This window comes from Vibrio sp. Y176, from assembly GCF_033438945.1.
In genome coordinates this window covers 838,686-856,093 of the sequence record NZ_JAWOQS010000001.1, presented here as the reverse complement: position 1 = coordinate 856,093, position 17,408 = coordinate 838,686, and the positions used below count along the sequence as shown (strand labels likewise).

The following is a 17,408-nucleotide window of genomic DNA, read 5'->3' as shown; positions in this document are numbered from 1 at the left end:
CGGCATGGTCCTATTCCTTTTGAGGAGACGTAGTGGTATGACGCTTTCAATATAACATTGTTTCACGCTTAAACGTTCGAACTGACTTGGTTTCTCCCTAAAAGCTGACTAGGCAAGCAACTGATTATCAAGGAGTATGGACGGCAAAAAACCATCACAGAATGGCTATTACCTCATCTCACAAGCCTGAGCACTACGAGTATGTTTCATCGCTCCCTACAGTTTAAGCAACTTAACGTTCCACTTGTCATAATATGATGTGTGCCCCAGATATTTCGTGGTTGCGACTCCCAAAGCTCATCTGTTGAAGAGCATAGTCTTTCTATGAGCAACCTTTTACAAACCTTACATTCAATATGATAAAATTTTTTTAGTGTATGATTCGCACTTTTTTAACTTAAACCAGATCTTCTTTCTACCATGCTTTTTCAAAGTAATTCCTCCAAAACAACACCAGCCTCACCATTAGCAATCCTTTGGAGAAGACTATTCATCTTTGTTTTTTTATGTATTGATGTTTCTTTATTTTGAATAGATTTGTTTTTATTATTTCTATTCTCATTATTAAATATTTGATTAGACATATTATGCCCTTTATAAAAATTATAATTAAGGTGCACTGAACATAAGTATTTTTAGGATAGGTAATTAAGGAGATTACAGAGATAAACTTGCTAGGGATGACGCTGGAAAACTTTCTTTATATTTTATCTTGAAACAACTCTGTGTCAGAGCAAAGACCACTATACAGATTAATTAAAAAAAATATATCTTTATTTTAAATTAATTTTCATATCATCTATTCACACGCATTTTATCACAAAGGGTTCATCTTGATTCCGACGTTTTACAGTTGGGAACATTAAGCAATAAATCAATACCGCTAAACGGCCTTTTTTGAGAGAGACTTGCTTGCGGCTGTCAAACTCGCCTTTGTCCAGTCGTGAGCTACAATTTCGGCAGCACTCGATTTTGTTAAGCATACCGACTTAGGTGTATTCCCATGCATGGGAATGACTTGACTCACCATTTCTCTCCGTAATCATCATACGACTTCGGATAGATACTTTCGCTTTTCTGAACAATATGCATTTCAAGATTTAGCGACGATAAGATGCGAAACAATGTCTGAATGCTGGTTGTTTCTGGATTAAGTTCAAACTTAGAAACGGTGTCCTGCTTAAGTCCAACTGGATCAGCAACTTTAGTCTGAGACAGCTTTTTGTGTCTTCTTTCATCACGAAGATGTATCGCTAACTGCTTCGGCGATGTTATTAACATAACAATTTCTCGTATTTACCCACTATCGAGGGTAGTTTTACCCCAGTCAAGGGTAAAAGGCAACTTTAGCGTGTGAGGGGGCTGTTGGTTCTAGTTTGTGTTTGCTTATGCTTTCGCTAAGTATGCGATTAGCTTTTGAGCATCTTCTCCTGCTTTTTTCGGTTTGGGCTTGTAATCGAAAGGCGTTAAAGCACTAGCGTGGGGTGCAAATCTTTTTAAGTTTGATGCATGAGAGATTGATGCAATACTTTTTCTTTTCGCTCTTATAGCTTGTAAGTTATTACTGTCGTCAAGACTGAACACATGGTCATTGAACATAACAGTAGGGAACTTCGCTGCATTTAGTCTTAAAGTCATTCTGTATAGCGCCTGATGGAGTTCTTGCGCTTCTTCAGCATTAATCTCATCTTCACTATCTAGCTCGTCAAACATCTCTACAGCTTCATGCAGTTTCGCAGCTATTGCACAAAGAGAGTGTTTATCTTTATTGATAACAACACTTTGTTTTTCATGCAACTCTACTTTTCTGTACTTCTTGTATGGCGCATTTGCGGGTTTGAAGTGAGACATGATTTCTTCAAAGTTGTGCTCAGTGATTTCGTACTTTCCTGATTTCGCTTCTTCAGTGCCATGCTTGGCAATTAAGTCCTTAATTGAACGCGGACATGTAGGAGATGTGATTGATAGCTTTATTAATATTACATGCGTTGCGTTGCCGCTCGAATTTGTTAGCTCAGGGTCTTGGTTGATATGCAATGACTATAAAACAAAAATTTAAAGCGAGCTTTGAAGCTCGCTTTTTAGTTCTACTATTTAGAACGAATAGAGTGTCTAGGGGATATTAAGCCCTTGCAAACTTGTAAGTACGATAGCCACCTATAAGGTTACGAGCTTTGTAACCATTGTTAACTAACTGACGATAAGCAACGTTACCACGTAACCCAACTTGACAGTAAATCACAATCTCTTTGTCTTTTGGTAGTTCGTTCATACGATGACGTAATTGGTCAACAGGAATGTTGATTGCACCTTCAAGATATCCTACCGACTCAAGTTCACCTGGATTACGTACATCAAGAAGGACCTGGTTTTCAGACAATTTATCGATTTCATCATAATGAATCGCAATCGCGTCACCTTTGATGATGTTGTTTGCGACAAACGCAGCTTGGTTGATCACATCTTTTGCACTGCCGTAAGGTGGCGCGTAAGTCAATTCTAAGTGTTGAAGTTGCTCTACCGTCATACCTGCGCGTTGAGCCACGGCCATAACGTCGATGCGTTTATCGATACCGTCTTTACCAACTGCTTGAGCGCCGAAAATCTTGCCCGACTTTGGATCGAACAACATTTTAAATGAAACGACTTCTGCACCAGGATAGTAACTCGCGTGGCTTGCGGTATGGACGTAAACTTTTTCGTATTCAACGCCAGCATGTTTCAATTGTTTCTCATTTTTTCCTGTTGAAGCCACAGCAAGGTCGAAGATCTTACAAATCGCAGTACCTTGTGTACCTTGGTAAGTTTCTTTGCGACCTAGCATGTTATCGGCAGCCATACGACCTTGACGGTTTGCTGGTCCAGCTAGAGGAACAAGTGTCTGCTCGCCAGTGACAAAATCTTTTTCTTCAACTGCATCACCAACAGCGTAAATTGAAGGATCGTTAGTTTGCATGTATTCATTGGTACAAATACCACCTAGAGCACCGATTTCTAAGCCAGATTCTTTTGCCAATTTTATCTCAGGGCGAACACCAATTGCCATAATCAAAATATCGGTGGTGAGTTTTTCACCGTTATTTAGAGTGAGTTCCAGTTCACCTTCTAAGTGTTGGTGCTTTTCGCTTTCACCAGCCTCGATACTTGCAATATGCTCGTTAGGTAAGAACTGAACAGATTCAAGCGCCACCCCAAGCTTCAGGTTGATCCCTTTTTCACGGATTTCTGCGTGAGCAAAACCTGCCATTTCACGGTCAACAGGTGTCATGACTTGCTCTGCCATTTCAAGCAAAGTGGTTTTAATCCCAAGTCGGTGGAAGGCTTCCATTACTTCTAAACCAATGAAACCGCCGCCTACAACCGTGGCGTGCTCTGGCTTGTTCATCTGGATCGTTTTAATGATGCGATCCATATCAGGGATATTACGAAGTGAATGAGTCAACGGGTTATCCAGACCAGGGATTGGTGGAACGATAGGGCCTGCACCTGGGCTAAGTAATAGGAAGTCGTATGTCTCTTCGTATTCTGAGCCATCAAGAAGATTTTTTACTGTCACTGTTTTGTCTTGACGGTTTATCGATACCACTTCATTCATTACACGAACATCAACGTTGAAACGCGCTAAAAAGCTTTCTGGTGTTTGTAGCAATAATTTACTTCGATCTTTGATGTCGCCACCGATGTGATAGGGAAGGCCACAGTTAGCAAAAGACACGAAATTACCTCGTTCGAACATAATAATTTCTGCATCTTCACTTAAACGACGAGCGCGGGCTGCTGCTGATGCACCGCCAGCCACACCACCGACAATGAGAATTTTGGTCATATAGACACTCCAACTTAGCGAGTAAAAAACAAACAATAATACACTCGAAAACAAGTGAATTTTTGTTTGTTTTTAAGATTATATTAGGAGTAGTACTAAACTATTTTAATGTCGTCTATCATGTAGTTGACTAATGACACAAATGGACCGCGTTCAAACATAATGATTTCTGCGTCTTCACTAAGACGACGAGCGCGTGCTGCTGCAGATGCACCGCCAGCAACACCACCAATAATCACGATTTTGCTCATGGATTTCTCCTACTGATGATCGAAAACGCCTACACCTTACTTAAATAAATTAGTCATGTCTAATGTTAATTTGGCTACATTAGCATTGACTTAATAATATTAATTAGTAATATCTAATAAAACTTAACGTATTGATGAAGAGGCATAAGAATGGGCGACAGTATGCTACAAAGTGCGACCGAAGCGAGTGAGCTACTTAAAATAATGGCTCATCCAGAGCGCTTAATCGTGATGTGCAAGCTTATTGAAGGCGAAAAAGGGGTCGGTGAACTGTTTGAAGGCTCAACATTAAGCCAATCAGCCTTTTCACAACACCTCACCGTATTGAGAAAACACGACATCATCAAAGCTCGAAAGGTGTCTCAGCAGGTGTTTTATTCGATTTCTGATGGAAGAGTCGCTCCACTGATCGAAGCGTTTAACCAAGTTTTCTGTAAGCAGTAATTCAAAACTTTATACGGGTGATTGTTATGTTTGAAGTTCCTTGGATGTCGCTTTTGGGCGGCGTAATGGTTGGCGCATCAGCGGTAGTATTGATGCTTTTCAATGGCAAGACAGCTGGAATCAGCGGGATCTTAAATGGTGCCGTTGAGAATGCGGACCGAGTTTGGCGAATTGTCTTCTTAATTGCGATGGCATTGGGCGGTGTGTTTGCTGTTTATGCTCTTGGTGGGTATGTACCAACTGAGTACAGCGGCTCTCTTCGTTTGGTTGTCGTTGCTGGTTTACTGGTTGGGGTCGGTACACGTATCGGTAATGGTTGCACAAGTGGTCATGGCATTTGTGGGATGGGGCGTTTCTCTATCCGTTCTGTAGTCGCAACGTGTACTTTTATGGCAACCGCCATGTTAACCGTCTTACTAGTCTCGTAAGGAATAGTGTCGTTATGAAAACTCAGGTAATGAAAAGTATTAAGCAAATTTCTATCGTTGCATTTTCTGGTGCGCTCTTCGGTATTGGTATGGTGATTTCCGGTATGGCTGATCCGGCAAAAGTGATCGGCTTCCTCGATATTACCGGCGCGTGGGACCCAAGCTTAGCCTTCGTTATGGGCGGAGCACTTGCGGTGTTCGTTCCTGCTTATCTTTTATTAATAAAGCCAAGAAGCGAATCTGTGTTTGGTGATGAGATTGTCTGTCCAACTTCTAAAGCGATAGACAAAAAGTTAGTTGGCGGTGCAGCACTGTTTGGTATTGGGTGGGGCTTACTGGGTGTGTGTCCTGGACCTGCGGTTGCCAGCCTTTTTACTGGCAACACACAAGTTCTGCTATTTATTTCGGCAATGTTGGTTGGGTCATTCACCGCTAAAACAATAGTTAGTCGGTAAAGAGCGAATTTCAATGCTAAAAAGAGTATTTCAACGTTAAAATGAGAGCGTCGTAGAAACTGGGCAATGGTCACTCAGCTTATAGTCGAGCACATCTTGTGTTTTGAAAACGGTTTGAACACCAGACGACGCCTTTAAATCACCACTCACAATAATGTGGTCTATCACCGAGCGGAATTGGTGGGTTTTATTCGGATTACGATTAGAACGCACTTTACATTCCGCTTTGGTATTTTGGGTCACTAACTTAGCATCGGTATTGTCCGATAGCACGTCCCATAACCAATCTCTTCGATAACCCAAATTGTGGTTAAAGTCGCCAAGCACCACATATTGTTGTTTGTTGTCCTCGCGCGCTTTTATCCATTTGGCTAGTGCCTGTCCTTGTTGTTTCACGATCTTACAATCGCGATTATTGCGATACGCACCACTGCATCCCGCTTTTAGATGTACAGAGAGTAGGTGAGTCTCGTTGTCTTGGTTTGGATTCAAGACAAGGTAGCTGGCGAAGCGGAGCTTGCTGTTGCCTCGTGTGATAGAAAAGTCTGGTTTGTCCAACACGCTCATACCATTACGTACCGCAAAACCGGTGTATTGATTGGTGTCATTGAACTGAAGGTGTCGGTTGGAGGCGTTTGAACGATCGGACAGATAAATAGTGAAATCATTGCCAACGGCTTTTTGGATTGCGGCGACACTTTCGACTTCTTGAAAAGCGAGAATATCGACTTGTGTTTTATCCACATAGTGGGTCAGTTTTTCAAAATCTTGTGGTGTTCTAGACACTTTTCCACCATCTATAGATAGCCATTCAATATTCCAGCTGGTTAATTTGACGGAATTTTGAGCAAATGAAAGAGAACTAAAAAGTAATATTACCGTAACAAAAAGTGATCGCATTTTGGTCTATCGCACTCCTATAATTTAGCGCATTCCTTTCCATCCTTTATCCTATAAGACCTCGAAAAAAAGCAAGTGGATTTCGCTCCAATTTTGCAATTTTCACAGTTTTCTTCGCAACTGAGATCAACGCCAATAAGATCGATTTGTTCTTGTTCGCTACCCATTTTTTATTGATCAAAATCAATGTTTTCAATTGGTGCTTCTCGTTAAATACGCCACAATATATTGTGTCAGCAGAATAAGAAATAACCCCATATAGTGTATTTGTGGATAAGTCTGTGAGTATTTTGGGGTAAGGAGAAAAAGTGAAACCAATCGTAATCAAGCGTGACGGCTCAAGAGCTCCGTTTAACAGGGATCGTATTCAAGCAGCAGTAGAAGCAGCAGCGGAAAACAAAGACAAAGATGTCGCCATTTATGCACTAAATGTTGCTCTGGCAGTTGAGTTACAGCTTCAGGATCACGATGAAGTTCACATCCATGAGATTCAAGACTTAGTCGAAAATGAACTCATGCAAGGTCCTTACAAAGCCCTAGCACGTTCTTACATCGAATACCGCCACGATCGCGACATCGCTCGTGAGAAACAAAGCGCACTAACTCGTGAAATCGAAGGTCTGATTGAAGAAAGCAACCTAGACCTAATCAACGAGAACGCGAACAAAGACGGTAAAGTAATCCCGACTCAACGTGACTTGTTGGCGGGTATCGTAGCGAAACACTACGCGAAGACACACATCCTTCCACGCGATGTGGTTCAAGCACACGAAGTGGGTGACATTCACTACCACGATTTGGATTACGCTCCGTTCTTCCCAATGTTTAACTGTATGCTTATCGATCTTAAAGGCATGCTAACGCACGGCTTTAAAATGGGTAACGCTGAGATTGATACGCCAAAATCAATCTCGACTGCAACAGCAGTAACGGCACAGATCATTGCTCAAGTAGCGAGCCACATTTACGGCGGTACAACCATCAACCGTATTGATGAAGTTCTAGAACCGTACGTAATCACAAGCTACGAGAAACACCTAGAGATCGCAAAAGAGTGGAACATTGCTGAGCCAGAAGAGTTCGCAAAAGCACGCACTGAGAAAGAGTGTTACGACGCGTTCCAATCTCTAGAGTACGAAGTAAACACGCTACACACTGCGAACGGTCAAACCCCATTCGTTACGTTTGGTTTTGGTCTTGGTACAAGCTGGGCATCACGCCTTATCCAGAAGTCTATTCTGAAGAACCGTATTGCAGGTCTAGGTAAGAACCGTAAAACGGCGGTATTCCCTAAACTGGTATTCGGTATCAAAGATGGTCTGAACCACAAATCAGAAGATCCAAACTACGACATCAAGCAACTTGCGCTTGAGTGTGCGTCTAAGCGTATGTACCCAGACATTCTTAACTACGACAAAGTAGTAGAAGTAACGGGTTCATTCAAAACACCTATGGGCTGTCGTAGCTTCCTTGGTACTTACGAAGAAAACGGCGAGTTGATTCACGAAGGTCGTAACAACCTTGGCGTAGTGAGCTTGAACCTTCCTCGTATCGCTATTCGTGCAAACGGCAGCGAAGAGAAATTCTACGAGCTTCTAAACGACCGTCTACGTCTTGCTCGTAAAGCGCTAGAAACACGTATCACTCGTCTAGAAAACGTGAAAGCACGTGTTGCACCAATCCTTTACATGGAAGGTGCGTGTGGTGTTCGCCTGAAAGCTGACGACTCAATCGCAGATATCTTCAAGAATGGTCGTGCGTCTATTTCTCTTGGTTACATCGGTGTACACGAGACAATTAACGCGCTATTCGGTACAGAAGCGCACGTTTACGATGACGCTGTGCTGCGTGAAAAAGCAGTAGCAATCATCAAGCACCTGAAAGACACAGTAAACGGTTGGGCAGAAGATACTGGTTACGGTTTCAGCCTATACGCAACGCCAAGTGAAAACCTATGTAGCCGCTTCTGCCGCATCGACGCGAAAGAGTTCGGCGTCATTGAAGGCGTAACAGACAAAGGTTACTACACCAACAGCTTCCACCTAGATGTTGAGAAGAAGGTGAACCCATACGACAAGATCGACTTTGAGATGCCTTACCCAGAAATCTCAAGCGGTGGCTTTATCTGTTACGGCGAGTTCCCGAACATGCAACGTAACGTTGAAGCACTAGAAAACGTATGGGATTACAGTTACACCCGCGTACCTTACTACGGTACAAACACGCCAATTGATGAGTGTTACGAGTGTGGCTACAACGGTGAGTTTGACTGTACAAGTAAAGGCTTCACTTGCCCAAGCTGTGGCAACCATGATTCAACCAAAGTGTCAGTGACACGTCGTGTTTGTGGCTACCTAGGCAGCCCAGATGCACGCCCGTTTAACTTCGGTAAGCAAGAAGAAGTGAAGCGCCGAGTTAAACACCTGTAAGGTTAACTACCACTCGTTTTACACTTTGAAAATCAACTTTAAACAGGTTGATTTTCTCTTTCTCGATAACACAGAGACGCATTATGAATTACCACCAATACTATCCAATTGACGTTGTTAACGGACCGGGTACGCGCTGCACGCTGTTTGTGTCGGGTTGTGTGCATCAGTGCCGTGGGTGTTATAACCAGTCGACGCAACGTTTGGATTCTGGTGTACTTTTCACGCAAGAAGCGGAAGACAAAATCATCGCTGACTTAAACGACACGCGTATCAAACGCCGTGGCTTGTCGTTGTCGGGTGGAGATCCGCTTCACCCTGCTAATGTGCCTCATATTTTGAAGATAGTGAAAAGGGTGAGAGGGGAGTGCCCAGGTAAAGACATTTGGGTTTGGACTGGCTACACGCTGACGGAACTGAATGACGCGCAAAGGGAAGTGGTGCAATACATCGATGTTTTGATTGATGGTAAGTTTGAACAAGACAAGAAAGACCTCAATCTCGAATGGCGTGGCAGTTCAAACCAAATCATTCATCGATTTACGGACATCTAATCAAGCATTCTCCGCACATAAAAAGGGCTCACGCGTGCATAACGGGTGAGCCCTTTTGGTGTGAGTTCGTTAATGTCTTTTTGGTTACGCTGTCACCGATTGGTCATCTTCAACCATATTATTTATCCAACGTTTAGATTGAATACGGTAAGTCGTCAGTACGCCTTTCACTAACTCTTCCGCGAGCAGAGACATCAAGACAAAATGCAAAGGCAGCCCTAACACCATGCCTGTGTAATAAGTAAGGGGGATGCCAATAGCCCACTGACCGAACGTGTCGATGAAAATGCTATAGCGAATATCAGCGCCACTCTTTAGTACGCCGCCAATCCCAACCATGTTAAACACCCTCAAAATCATACCTAGCGCCATGACTAAACATACGTTAAGTGCCATGTCTGCATCGGTTAACGGGCTCAGTACCAATAGGTGATGAATCATGGGCGAGCTCAACCACACTAGGAAAAACAGCAAGGTGGCTAAGATTGCGCTGGTTAACACATACCACCACGCCGTTTTCTCGACTCGGTCATAATGTTTTGCACCAATATCATTCCCAAGAAGAACGGATGCAGCGACCGCAAATCCCATAAAGGTTGAAATCAGTACCCCTTCAATCGGTGATAAGAATGAGATGATCGCCAGTTCTGAAACGCCCAATTGACCATAGATGATGCTGTAAACGATCAATCCACCAGTCCAAAGCGCATCGTGGACCAACATGGGTAAAGAAACCTTAAAGTACTTTTTTCGATACTGTTTTAAGCGGCCTTGTACCCAATCGAACTTAGTCGGAATTAGGTAAGCATATCGTTTGTAGAAAAAATAAATCAAGACGGCGGTTTGGAAAAATCGAGAAACAAAACTACCTACGGCTGCACCAAATACGCCCCATTGAGGGAAACCAAATAAACCAAAAATCAAAACATAATTAAGCGCGACGTTAACGACAATGGCGGAGATACTAACGTTGGTTGCCAGTTTGGTTTGGCCCACGGAGCGCAATACCGCTTCAATCGGTACTACTATCGCCGTAGCAATGAGGCTAAAGCCCGTAACCACAAGATAATCACGTGCATAAGTGACGTATTCAGGATCGTCTGACATAAAAGAGACGATCTCTTCATCAAAAATCGCATAAAGAACGATAAACGGCAGCGTCACCAAAATGGAAATAAACCAAGATTGCGCCAACGTTCTGCGAATTCCGGCTAGGTTTCCTGAGCCGTAGTATTGAGAAGCAAGTACGGTAACTGCACCGCATAGGCCAAAGACAACCGCTAGGTTGAAGAAAAAGATACGATTTCCAACTCCAACTGCTGCCGTTGCAGATTCACCGAGTAGGCTTACCATGAAAATATCCACGACGCCGAGCAAAGCAAAAAGCATGGACTGAAGTGAAACAGGTAGGCCAATCGTAATCAGTTTTTGCCAAAATACTTTATCGATGTATTCGCGTGTTAAGAGCATCGTATTTCTCCTTAAAGATTAATGCGAGTAGTTTATCCTCATGATTTGGCGGTGTATTTTTCAAAGGAATCCAAAACCTTTGTAAAACTCTCTACTAACGCACATGTGAGCCAATAAATCATGGAAGATAAACAAGAACGCTACGCGATTTCAGAAAAAACTTATCAAGAGTTTATTGATCACAGTCGAGTATTAGCACTTGAGGAGAGAGGCATTGTGCAGTGCGGCATTGCCACTTGTCGTGACTTCTTCTCTGTTTATCGTAAAAACCAAAAGAAACACATGCTGCTCTATACGGTGCGTGGTAAAGGGTGGCTAGAGAGTGGGACTTATCGATACGATTTGGAACCGGGCTCGTTGATTACAGTACCCGCAGGTGTTGAAAACGGTTTTGGTATAGAAGAAGAACCTTGGCAGATCGCGTGGCTTTTTCTTGCTCCTGATAGAGAGTGGCCGATATTAGAATGCGATGTTCGCTACCAGCTTTCATCTACACCTGAAGTGATGTATGCATGTATCCAAACACTACTACGCAGCATTCACCTTCCAATCGATTATGGTGGTGCGGTAGGTGAGCATAGTGTGGCTCAGTTAGAGCTGATGTTAAACATGCCGCCCTCAGAGTCGATATCACGCAGCCAATTGAGGCTTCGGCGTGTATTTGACCTTGTCCAACGTCAGCTCCATAAGGATTGGAGCGTTGAGCAGGTGGCGGCTCTATATCCATGTTCGGAGCCTCATTTGCATCGACTGACTCAAAAGCAGTTTGGTCGAAGCCCAATGGCACATTTAACGCGTATGCGCATGGAATATGCTGCTAGGTTACTTCGTTCAACAGAATGGCCAATTCAGCATATTGGAGAAATAGTCGGATATCCGACAAGCGCTAACTTTAGTACACGTTTTAAAGCGTGGTCGACCATGACACCAAGAGAGTTTAGAAAAAACGGTAGAGTGGATTGGTACGACAAGGAGTGAATCGTTCTTTTTCTGAACGATAGAGCGCACAAAACTCACCGTAAGCCAGAATTTTGTTCTCTAATTGATGAAATAAGTGAAAAATCATTTCGTCATTTTTTGCGATGGTGTTAACGTGAGGTTCGGTACTTGAATTTCAAAGGGTTATGACTTTCATGTTTTCTAATCTCCCAACTCCCGTATTAGATCCTATTTTATCTCTATCCGTTGCATACCGTAACGATGAACGTCCAAACAAGGTTGACCTTGGCATTGGCGTATACAAAAACAGCGCAGGCGAAACGCCGATCATGAAAGCCATTCAAATGGCGCAGGATGTCGTTGTTGAAACTCAAAAAACCAAGTCTTATGTTGGTCTTGCGGGTTGCGAAGAATTTAATAAAAGCATGATCGATTTGCTGCTGACGGGAACGTCTGCAATGGATCGTGTTGCAGCAATTCAAACGCCAGGTGCAAGTGGTGCGCTGCGTATGCTCGGTGATCTGATGAAGATCGCACAGCCAGATACGACGGTTTGGATTTCCAACCCAAGCTACGTAAACCACAAGCCAGTGATGGAAGCAGCAGGCCTTAAAGTTAAGTTCTACCACTATTTCTCTTCGGAAACGAAACAAGTAGACACCGCAAAAATGATGGATGATCTTGCGAAAGCTGGGCCTTCAGATGTGGTACTTCTTCATGGTTGTTGCCACAACCCAACTGGTGCGGATATTGACTTCTCTGCTTGGCAAGCCATTACAGAATTGTCGCAGAAGAACGGTTTCATCCCATTTGTGGACATTGCTTACCAAGGCTTCGGTGATGGCCTAGAAGAAGACGCAAAAGGCCTTCGTTTTATGGCAGATAACGTTGAAGAGATGTTGATTACTACTTCATGTTCGAAGAACTTTGGTCTGTACCGTGAACGAACTGGTGCAGCGATTGTGGTTGGTAAGAACATGCAAGACGTGGCCAACGCAAAAGGCAAGTTACTTACGTTAGCGCGTTCTACTTACACGATGCCACCCGATCATGGAGCAGCTTTGGTTAAGACGATTCTTCAAGATGACAACCTGACTTCCGTTTGGAAGCAAGAGTTGAGTGAAATGCAACATCGTTTGGTTAGTCTTCGTCAAAGTTTGTGTAACGAATTGAGAAACAACCATAATACAGATCAATTTGATTTCATTGAGGGTCACAAAGGCATGTTTACTGTGCTAGGCTTTAGTGGAAACCAAATGGCGCAACTGCGTGAAGATTATGGCATTTATGGTGTTGGCGATGGTCGAATTAACATTGCCGGACTTACCGAAACTCATATTCCATACGTAGCGGACGCAATTAAGAAAGTATCTCAAGCTTAATTGGAGTGTGGATGAAAAACTGGAAACTGATTCTGCCGCTTATGATGAGCGGCAGTTTAATTGCTTGTACGTCAACTCAAACGACGCAGGAACCTGTTGAGCCAGAGTCGCCAAAGGTCGAAGAGCCCGTTAAAGTAGAGCCAGAAGTGAAACCTGAGGTAGATCCAAAGCCAGAGGTGGAGCCCAAACCAGAAGCGAAACCTGAGAAAAAGCAGGAACCAAAGCCTAAGAAGCCAGTCAAGGTCACAAAAACACCCGATGGCATGTTAATTCTCGGTTCTGAAGAATGGGTTTATGTTCCTGAAATTGACCAGACTTTCAAGGCTAGAGTCGATACAGGTGCGACAACATCATCAATTAGTGCGACTGACATTGTTCCGTTTGAGCGTGATGGTAAAGACTGGGTTAAATTTAAGATAGATTTAGGTGACAAAGACACCAAAGAATTTAAAGTACCCGTTGAGCGCTGGGCTAAAGTTAAGCAGTCTTCGTCAGAAGAGGTGGATAAACGAGCGGTGGTAAAAGCCTACATTACCGTTGGGGATCACAAAGAAAAGACAGAGTTTACGTTAGCGGATCGCGGACATATGACGTTTCCAATTTTGCTTGGTCGAAGCTTTTTTAGAGATATCGCCGTTGTAGATGTATCGAAAAAATATGTGCAAGATAAACCTAAAAAAACCGCTAAAAACTGATGTATTACAGCTAGTTTCTGCTACAAGCTAATAATTCGTGATTAACAAAAAATGGCCTCCAAAATTGGAGGCCATTTTTATTGAATCATATGCTTGCTTGTGATGCCCTGGTAGTCATAGTCATGTCCACTAAAATGCAAAACGAGCAGACATTACAATTTGCTGGCCATAGACACCATTATTTTTGAAATCTGCACCAAGTGATAGTTGCTGAGTTGAGTGGAATCGTGCGCCCAGATTGTAAATGGTGTTCGAATCGTCATTATCTATGATTTGGCCGATACGGCCATGTAGCTCAACATTTTGCATAAACCAAATACGAGTGCCAATATTCACTTCCGTGCGCCACTCGTCGCCGACTTTATCACTGCCGTTCTCTTTAATGTTGTGTACCAACATTTGGCCATAAATATCTGCAAATTGGCCTGCTGGCCCATTAAAGCCTATACCACCAGCAATGTCCCAGTCTCCGCTGAATTCACTGTCTGCGCGAGCAATGAAATGGGTATTCTCTGTAAAGTAGGTATTGAACTCTCCACCAAATGTACCAGGGCTAGTGCCCATGCGAAATTCCATCGTGTTGTAGTTGAAATTATTTGCATGTGCGGAAAGTGGCAAAATAGCACACAAACCAAAGGCTGCAACCTTTAGAGCTTTACCTAGCATGGTGTCTCCGGGCAAGATGATTAAAATGAACAAAAAATGGTCTGCAAAAAGCAGACCAAGATTGATAAAGCTATCATTTTAAGTGCTTGCCGTCACTATTTAGCTGTAATCGTCACTACATCATGTTGATATGCACAGCAATCGGGGTTTGTTTTACATGACCACGAGTTGTTCGACTTCAATCTCTGGTTTGTTCCCGCCTTCAAATTCGCCAAACAAACGGACTTTAGTCTTGTGATCAATCGGAGTATTTAGCTGAATATCATCATCGAGTTCGACTATCACTTCACCGGAACCATCGCTAAAGACAAACTTATCCGCGCGAACTTGACGCAATAAGTTACCTTCAACGACCACATCTTTTTCAGTAAACATATTGGAGTCGTTTAGCAAGGCATCCAATTTTTCCACAGTGACAGGACCGTTAAACTGCAAGTTTGATTGGTTTTGAGCGTTATCTTTCGCGAACGCGATAGAAGGAGCAATAGCTAAGGCGGCGATTGTTGCGATAATTGTATTCTTTTTCATGTTACATCCTCATCGGTTTGTTTTGATGGGGTCATTAAAACAGGGCTTGTTTGAACCAATGATGATTTCAACATTCATATTCTATTCATTTGCTTGAGTAAGTGGGGACGATGACGTTATGATTGTTCATCTTCCTCTATTCCTTACAAATGTTCATGAAATCAGCGATCCCATCTTTAATGGTTCAAGGCACCACTTCGGATGCCGGAAAAAGTGTCCTTGTGGCAGGTTTATGCCGTGTATTAGCACGAAAAGGGATAAATGTTGCCCCATTTAAGCCACAAAACATGGCACTAAATAGTGCGGTAACCAAAGATGGCGGTGAAATAGGTCGAGCACAGGCCGTTCAGGCACAGGCGTGTAATATTGAGCCAACCGTACATATGAATCCGGTTTTAATTAAACCTAACAGTGATACAGGTGCTCAGATCATTTTGCAGGGTAAGGCGATTTCCAATATGGATGCGGCTGGCTTTCATGATTACAAGAAAGTGGCGATGGACACGGTGTTAGATTCCTTCTCTCGTCTGACTCAAGAATTTGATTCGATCGTTATCGAGGGCGCGGGGAGTCCTGCTGAAATCAATTTACGAGAAGGCGATATTGCAAACATGGGTTTTGCTGAGGCCGCTGATGTACCAGTGATCATTGTTGCTGATATTGATCGTGGTGGAGTGTTTGCACATTTGTACGGAACACTTGCGTTACTTTCTGAATCTGAACAAGCGCGAGTAAAAGGATTTGTTATCAACCGTTTTCGAGGTGATATTCGCTTATTGCAATCGGGCCTCGATTGGCTAGAAGAAAAAACAGGTAAACCTGTACTTGGTGTACTTCCTTTTCTTCATGGTTTGAATTTAGAAGCAGAAGACGCGATCACTGCGCAGCAAGAGTTGCACTCTGAGGTAAAACTGAATGTTGTTGTGCCTGTTTTAACCCGGATTAGTAATCATACTGATTTTGATGTGCTGCGATTGAATCCAGATATCAATCTACGTTATGTAGGTAAAGGCGAAAAAATAGATAAAGCCGACCTTGTTATTTTGCCTGGGACCAAATCAGTGAGAGACGACTTAGAGTATCTAAGAAGCCAAGGGTGGGATAAAGATATCTTGCGTCATATTCGTCTTGGTGGAAAAGTGATTGGTATCTGTGGTGGCTACCAGATGCTTGGATACTTGATTGATGATCCAAACGGCGTCGAAGGCCAACCAGGTCAAAGCGAAGGACTTGGCTTGCTTGATATCACTACGACGCTAACTAACAGCAAACAGCTTACAAACACACAAGCACAGCTTTCTCTTAACGGCAAAACAGCCAATGTAAAGGGTTATGAAATCCACGTAGGGCGAAGTGAAGTACGGGGCCTGCAACCTCTTACATTCAGTTCCGGTGAAGCGGAGGGGGCGATCAGCGAGTGTGGCCAAATCATGGGAACCTACCTTCACGGGTTCTTTGACGAGGCAGATGTCTTAAGCCTGGTATCAGAATGGGTAAACGGCACCCAAATCAAACAACAAGACTTTGAAGAGTTAAAGGAGCAAGGCATTAATCGCATCGCAGATGCGATAGAACAACATATGCGCCTTGATTTTTTGTTTAAATAGCACATTAACTGATTGAACTTTATATTCAAATAACCTGTTCTTTCGCTTGCCTTGTATTGGAGTATCTCTATGAAAGCATGGAAACAGCATGCTTGCCTTGCGGCAGTATTAAGCATTTCATTTTCAGCAAACGCAGCAACGAACCTAAAAGTGTATGCAGCCTCTTCTATGACGAATGCGATTAACGAGATCGCGCAAAACTTTGAAGAAAAGTATGACGTTTCTATCACTCCCGTTTATGGTGGTTCTTCTTCTATCGCTCGACAAATTATCAATGGCGCACCAGCGGATGTATTCATTTCTGCGAACACGAAATGGATGGATTATTTGGTCGATAAAGACGTCATTTATCGTGACAATGTCACAAATCTAGTGCGCAATAGCTTAGTGTTGATTGCTCCCCAGTCTTCAGAATTAACCTCATTTAACTTTTCTGATGCAAAGGCATGGGAGAAGGCATTGCATGGAAATCGTCTTGCTTTAGGCAATCCGACGTCAGTACCTGCTGGTATGTACGCGAAAGAGTCATTGACTACACTGGGTGTATGGAAAGCGGTTCAAACTCACGTCGCACCAGCAAAGAATGTGCGCTTAGCTTTGGCGTTGGTTGAACGTGGAGAAGCGCCTTTAGGTGTGGTCTACAAAACCGATGCTCAGTTAACTGATAAAGTCAAAATTCTCGGCGAATTTGCGAGTGATACGCATGCGGCTATTGTTTACCCGGCTGCAATTGTGAATGATTCTACTGAGTCGGAGCAGTTCTTCCAGTACCTAAAATCGGACGAAGCCGCACGCGTTTTTGCTCAATATGGCTTTCAGCAATAAACCGGCCTT

19 protein-coding genes are annotated in these 17,408 nt (G+C 43.2%); 10 read left to right on the top strand and 9 right to left on the bottom strand.

Translation table 11 applies throughout. The features are described from left to right. Positions 1–428 precede the first annotated feature (428 nt). From R7O13_RS03820 to R7O13_RS03800, 5 genes are all read right to left on the bottom strand, one after another. Positions 429–584, bottom strand: a complete 156-nt coding sequence (locus R7O13_RS03820) for a hypothetical protein (protein WP_180801981.1) — start codon at positions 582–584, stop codon at positions 429–431. 439 nt (positions 585–1,023) lie between these two features. Then, complete coding sequence (locus tag R7O13_RS03815) at positions 1,024–1,281, bottom strand: helix-turn-helix domain-containing protein (protein WP_025538797.1); 258 nt, start codon at positions 1,279–1,281, stop codon at positions 1,024–1,026. A 105-nt stretch (positions 1,282–1,386) separates the two neighbouring features. After that, positions 1,387–2,037, bottom strand: coding sequence for a hypothetical protein (locus tag R7O13_RS03810; RefSeq protein WP_025538795.1), 651 nt, complete (start codon positions 2,035–2,037; stop codon positions 1,387–1,389). An 85-nt stretch (positions 2,038–2,122) separates the two neighbouring features. After that, complete coding sequence (locus R7O13_RS03805) at positions 2,123–3,826, bottom strand: FAD-dependent oxidoreductase (protein WP_031778282.1); 1,704 nt, start codon at positions 3,824–3,826, stop codon at positions 2,123–2,125. 95 nt (positions 3,827–3,921) lie between these two features. Then, on the bottom strand, positions 3,922–4,077 hold the full coding sequence (locus tag R7O13_RS03800; protein ID WP_064354796.1) for a hypothetical protein: 156 nt from the start codon (positions 4,075–4,077) through the stop codon (positions 3,922–3,924). Positions 4,078–4,227: 150 nt separating this feature from the next. Here R7O13_RS03800 and R7O13_RS03795 point away from each other — a divergent pair, with 150 nt between their 5' ends. From R7O13_RS03795 to R7O13_RS03785, 3 genes are read left to right on the top strand one after another with little or no spacing between them, the layout of a single operon-like run. After that, positions 4,228–4,521, top strand: coding sequence for an ArsR/SmtB family transcription factor (locus R7O13_RS03795; RefSeq protein WP_005435229.1), 294 nt, complete (start codon positions 4,228–4,230; stop codon positions 4,519–4,521). 26 nt (positions 4,522–4,547) lie between these two features. Further along, positions 4,548–4,949: a YeeE/YedE family protein gene (locus R7O13_RS03790; RefSeq protein ID WP_318303030.1), complete on the top strand. Its 402-nt coding sequence runs from the start codon at positions 4,548–4,550 to the stop codon at positions 4,947–4,949. A gap of 14 nt (positions 4,950–4,963) precedes the next feature. Further along, positions 4,964–5,404 carry a YeeE/YedE family protein gene (locus R7O13_RS03785; RefSeq protein WP_318303028.1) on the top strand — a complete coding sequence of 147 codons (441 nt, stop codon included), beginning with the start codon at positions 4,964–4,966 and terminating at the stop codon, positions 5,402–5,404. Between the two features lie 36 nt (positions 5,405–5,440). On the opposite strand, the gene R7O13_RS03780 is transcribed toward R7O13_RS03785, so the two are convergent. Next, positions 5,441–6,304 carry an endonuclease/exonuclease/phosphatase family protein gene (locus tag R7O13_RS03780; protein ID WP_318303026.1) on the bottom strand — a complete coding sequence of 288 codons (864 nt, stop codon included), beginning with the start codon at positions 6,302–6,304 and terminating at the stop codon, positions 5,441–5,443. A gap of 308 nt (positions 6,305–6,612) precedes the next feature. Between R7O13_RS03780 and nrdD the strand changes: the two genes are divergently transcribed. Then, a complete protein-coding gene (gene nrdD / locus R7O13_RS03775) occupies positions 6,613–8,733 on the top strand; it encodes an anaerobic ribonucleoside-triphosphate reductase (protein ID WP_005435223.1) in 2,121 nt (706 codons plus the stop codon). Positions 8,734–8,816: 83 nt separating this feature from the next. Then, the gene (gene nrdG / locus R7O13_RS03770; RefSeq protein ID WP_213871121.1) at positions 8,817–9,287 is read left to right on the top strand and encodes an anaerobic ribonucleoside-triphosphate reductase-activating protein; all 471 of its coding nucleotides are present in this window, start codon (positions 8,817–8,819) and stop codon (positions 9,285–9,287) included. A gap of 84 nt (positions 9,288–9,371) precedes the next feature. Here the strand turns inward: nrdG and R7O13_RS03765 are convergent, their stop codons facing one another. Continuing rightward, positions 9,372–10,757: an MATE family efflux transporter gene (locus R7O13_RS03765; RefSeq protein WP_017634627.1), complete on the bottom strand. Its 1,386-nt coding sequence runs from the start codon at positions 10,755–10,757 to the stop codon at positions 9,372–9,374. A gap of 120 nt (positions 10,758–10,877) precedes the next feature. Here R7O13_RS03765 and R7O13_RS03760 point away from each other — a divergent pair, with 120 nt between their 5' ends. From R7O13_RS03760 to R7O13_RS03750, 3 genes are all read left to right on the top strand, one after another. Next, on the top strand, positions 10,878–11,735 hold the full coding sequence (locus R7O13_RS03760) for an AraC family transcriptional regulator (protein ID WP_017634626.1): 858 nt from the start codon (positions 10,878–10,880) through the stop codon (positions 11,733–11,735). Between the two features lie 155 nt (positions 11,736–11,890). Beyond that, positions 11,891–13,078 carry an aromatic amino acid transaminase gene (locus R7O13_RS03755; RefSeq protein WP_054575976.1) on the top strand — a complete coding sequence of 396 codons (1,188 nt, stop codon included), beginning with the start codon at positions 11,891–11,893 and terminating at the stop codon, positions 13,076–13,078. An 11-nt stretch (positions 13,079–13,089) separates the two neighbouring features. After that, the gene (locus R7O13_RS03750) at positions 13,090–13,773 is read left to right on the top strand and encodes a RimK/LysX family protein (protein ID WP_054575977.1); all 684 of its coding nucleotides are present in this window, start codon (positions 13,090–13,092) and stop codon (positions 13,771–13,773) included. Positions 13,774–13,902: 129 nt separating this feature from the next. Here R7O13_RS03750 and R7O13_RS03745 read toward each other — a convergent pair whose 3' ends face one another. Both R7O13_RS03745 and R7O13_RS03740 read right to left on the bottom strand, forming a co-directional pair. Beyond that, entirely contained in the window at positions 13,903–14,439 is a 537-nt protein-coding gene (locus R7O13_RS03745) for a hypothetical protein (RefSeq protein ID WP_017634623.1), read from the bottom strand. Between the two features lie 153 nt (positions 14,440–14,592). After that, the gene (locus R7O13_RS03740; protein ID WP_318303018.1) at positions 14,593–14,967 is read right to left on the bottom strand and encodes a NirD/YgiW/YdeI family stress tolerance protein; all 375 of its coding nucleotides are present in this window, start codon (positions 14,965–14,967) and stop codon (positions 14,593–14,595) included. Between the two features lie 155 nt (positions 14,968–15,122). On the opposite strand from R7O13_RS03740, the gene R7O13_RS03735 reads away from it, so the two are divergent. Both R7O13_RS03735 and modA read left to right on the top strand, forming a co-directional pair. Then, the gene (locus R7O13_RS03735; protein WP_318303016.1) at positions 15,123–16,574 is read left to right on the top strand and encodes a cobyric acid synthase; all 1,452 of its coding nucleotides are present in this window, start codon (positions 15,123–15,125) and stop codon (positions 16,572–16,574) included. A 69-nt stretch (positions 16,575–16,643) separates the two neighbouring features. Continuing rightward, positions 16,644–17,399 carry a molybdate ABC transporter substrate-binding protein gene (gene modA / locus R7O13_RS03730; protein WP_137282621.1) on the top strand — a complete coding sequence of 252 codons (756 nt, stop codon included), beginning with the start codon at positions 16,644–16,646 and terminating at the stop codon, positions 17,397–17,399. Positions 17,400–17,408: the final 9 nt, after the last annotated feature.

What these genes read in the sequence shown, in the direction of transcription:
- R7O13_RS03820 (WP_180801981.1), bottom strand. Translation starts at nt 584, where the DNA reads ATGTCTAATCAAATATTTAATAATGAGAATAGAAATAATAAAAACAAA.
- R7O13_RS03750 (WP_054575977.1), top strand. Translation starts at nt 13,090, where the DNA reads ATGAAAAACTGGAAACTGATTCTGCCGCTTATGATGAGCGGCAGTTTA.
- R7O13_RS03795 (WP_005435229.1), top strand. Translation starts at nt 4,228, where the DNA reads ATGGGCGACAGTATGCTACAAAGTGCGACCGAAGCGAGTGAGCTACTT.
- R7O13_RS03760 (WP_017634626.1), top strand. Translation starts at nt 10,878, where the DNA reads ATGGAAGATAAACAAGAACGCTACGCGATTTCAGAAAAAACTTATCAA.
- R7O13_RS03755 (WP_054575976.1), top strand. Translation starts at nt 11,891, where the DNA reads ATGTTTTCTAATCTCCCAACTCCCGTATTAGATCCTATTTTATCTCTA.
- R7O13_RS03790 (WP_318303030.1), top strand. Translation starts at nt 4,548, where the DNA reads ATGTTTGAAGTTCCTTGGATGTCGCTTTTGGGCGGCGTAATGGTTGGC.
- nrdG (WP_213871121.1), top strand. Translation starts at nt 8,817, where the DNA reads ATGAATTACCACCAATACTATCCAATTGACGTTGTTAACGGACCGGGT.
- R7O13_RS03765 (WP_017634627.1), bottom strand. Translation starts at nt 10,757, where the DNA reads ATGCTCTTAACACGCGAATACATCGATAAAGTATTTTGGCAAAAACTG.
- R7O13_RS03800 (WP_064354796.1), bottom strand. Translation starts at nt 4,077, where the DNA reads ATGAGCAAAATCGTGATTATTGGTGGTGTTGCTGGCGGTGCATCTGCA.
- R7O13_RS03735 (WP_318303016.1), top strand. Translation starts at nt 15,123, where the DNA reads ATGAAATCAGCGATCCCATCTTTAATGGTTCAAGGCACCACTTCGGAT.
- R7O13_RS03745 (WP_017634623.1), bottom strand. Translation starts at nt 14,439, where the DNA reads ATGCTAGGTAAAGCTCTAAAGGTTGCAGCCTTTGGTTTGTGTGCTATT.
- modA (WP_137282621.1), top strand. Translation starts at nt 16,644, where the DNA reads ATGAAAGCATGGAAACAGCATGCTTGCCTTGCGGCAGTATTAAGCATT.
- R7O13_RS03740 (WP_318303018.1), bottom strand. Translation starts at nt 14,967, where the DNA reads ATGAAAAAGAATACAATTATCGCAACAATCGCCGCCTTAGCTATTGCT.
- R7O13_RS03815 (WP_025538797.1), bottom strand. Translation starts at nt 1,281, where the DNA reads ATGTTAATAACATCGCCGAAGCAGTTAGCGATACATCTTCGTGATGAA.
- R7O13_RS03785 (WP_318303028.1), top strand. Translation starts at nt 4,964, where the DNA reads ATGAAAACTCAGGTAATGAAAAGTATTAAGCAAATTTCTATCGTTGCA.
- R7O13_RS03780 (WP_318303026.1), bottom strand. Translation starts at nt 6,304, where the DNA reads ATGCGATCACTTTTTGTTACGGTAATATTACTTTTTAGTTCTCTTTCA.
- R7O13_RS03805 (WP_031778282.1), bottom strand. Translation starts at nt 3,826, where the DNA reads ATGACCAAAATTCTCATTGTCGGTGGTGTGGCTGGCGGTGCATCAGCA.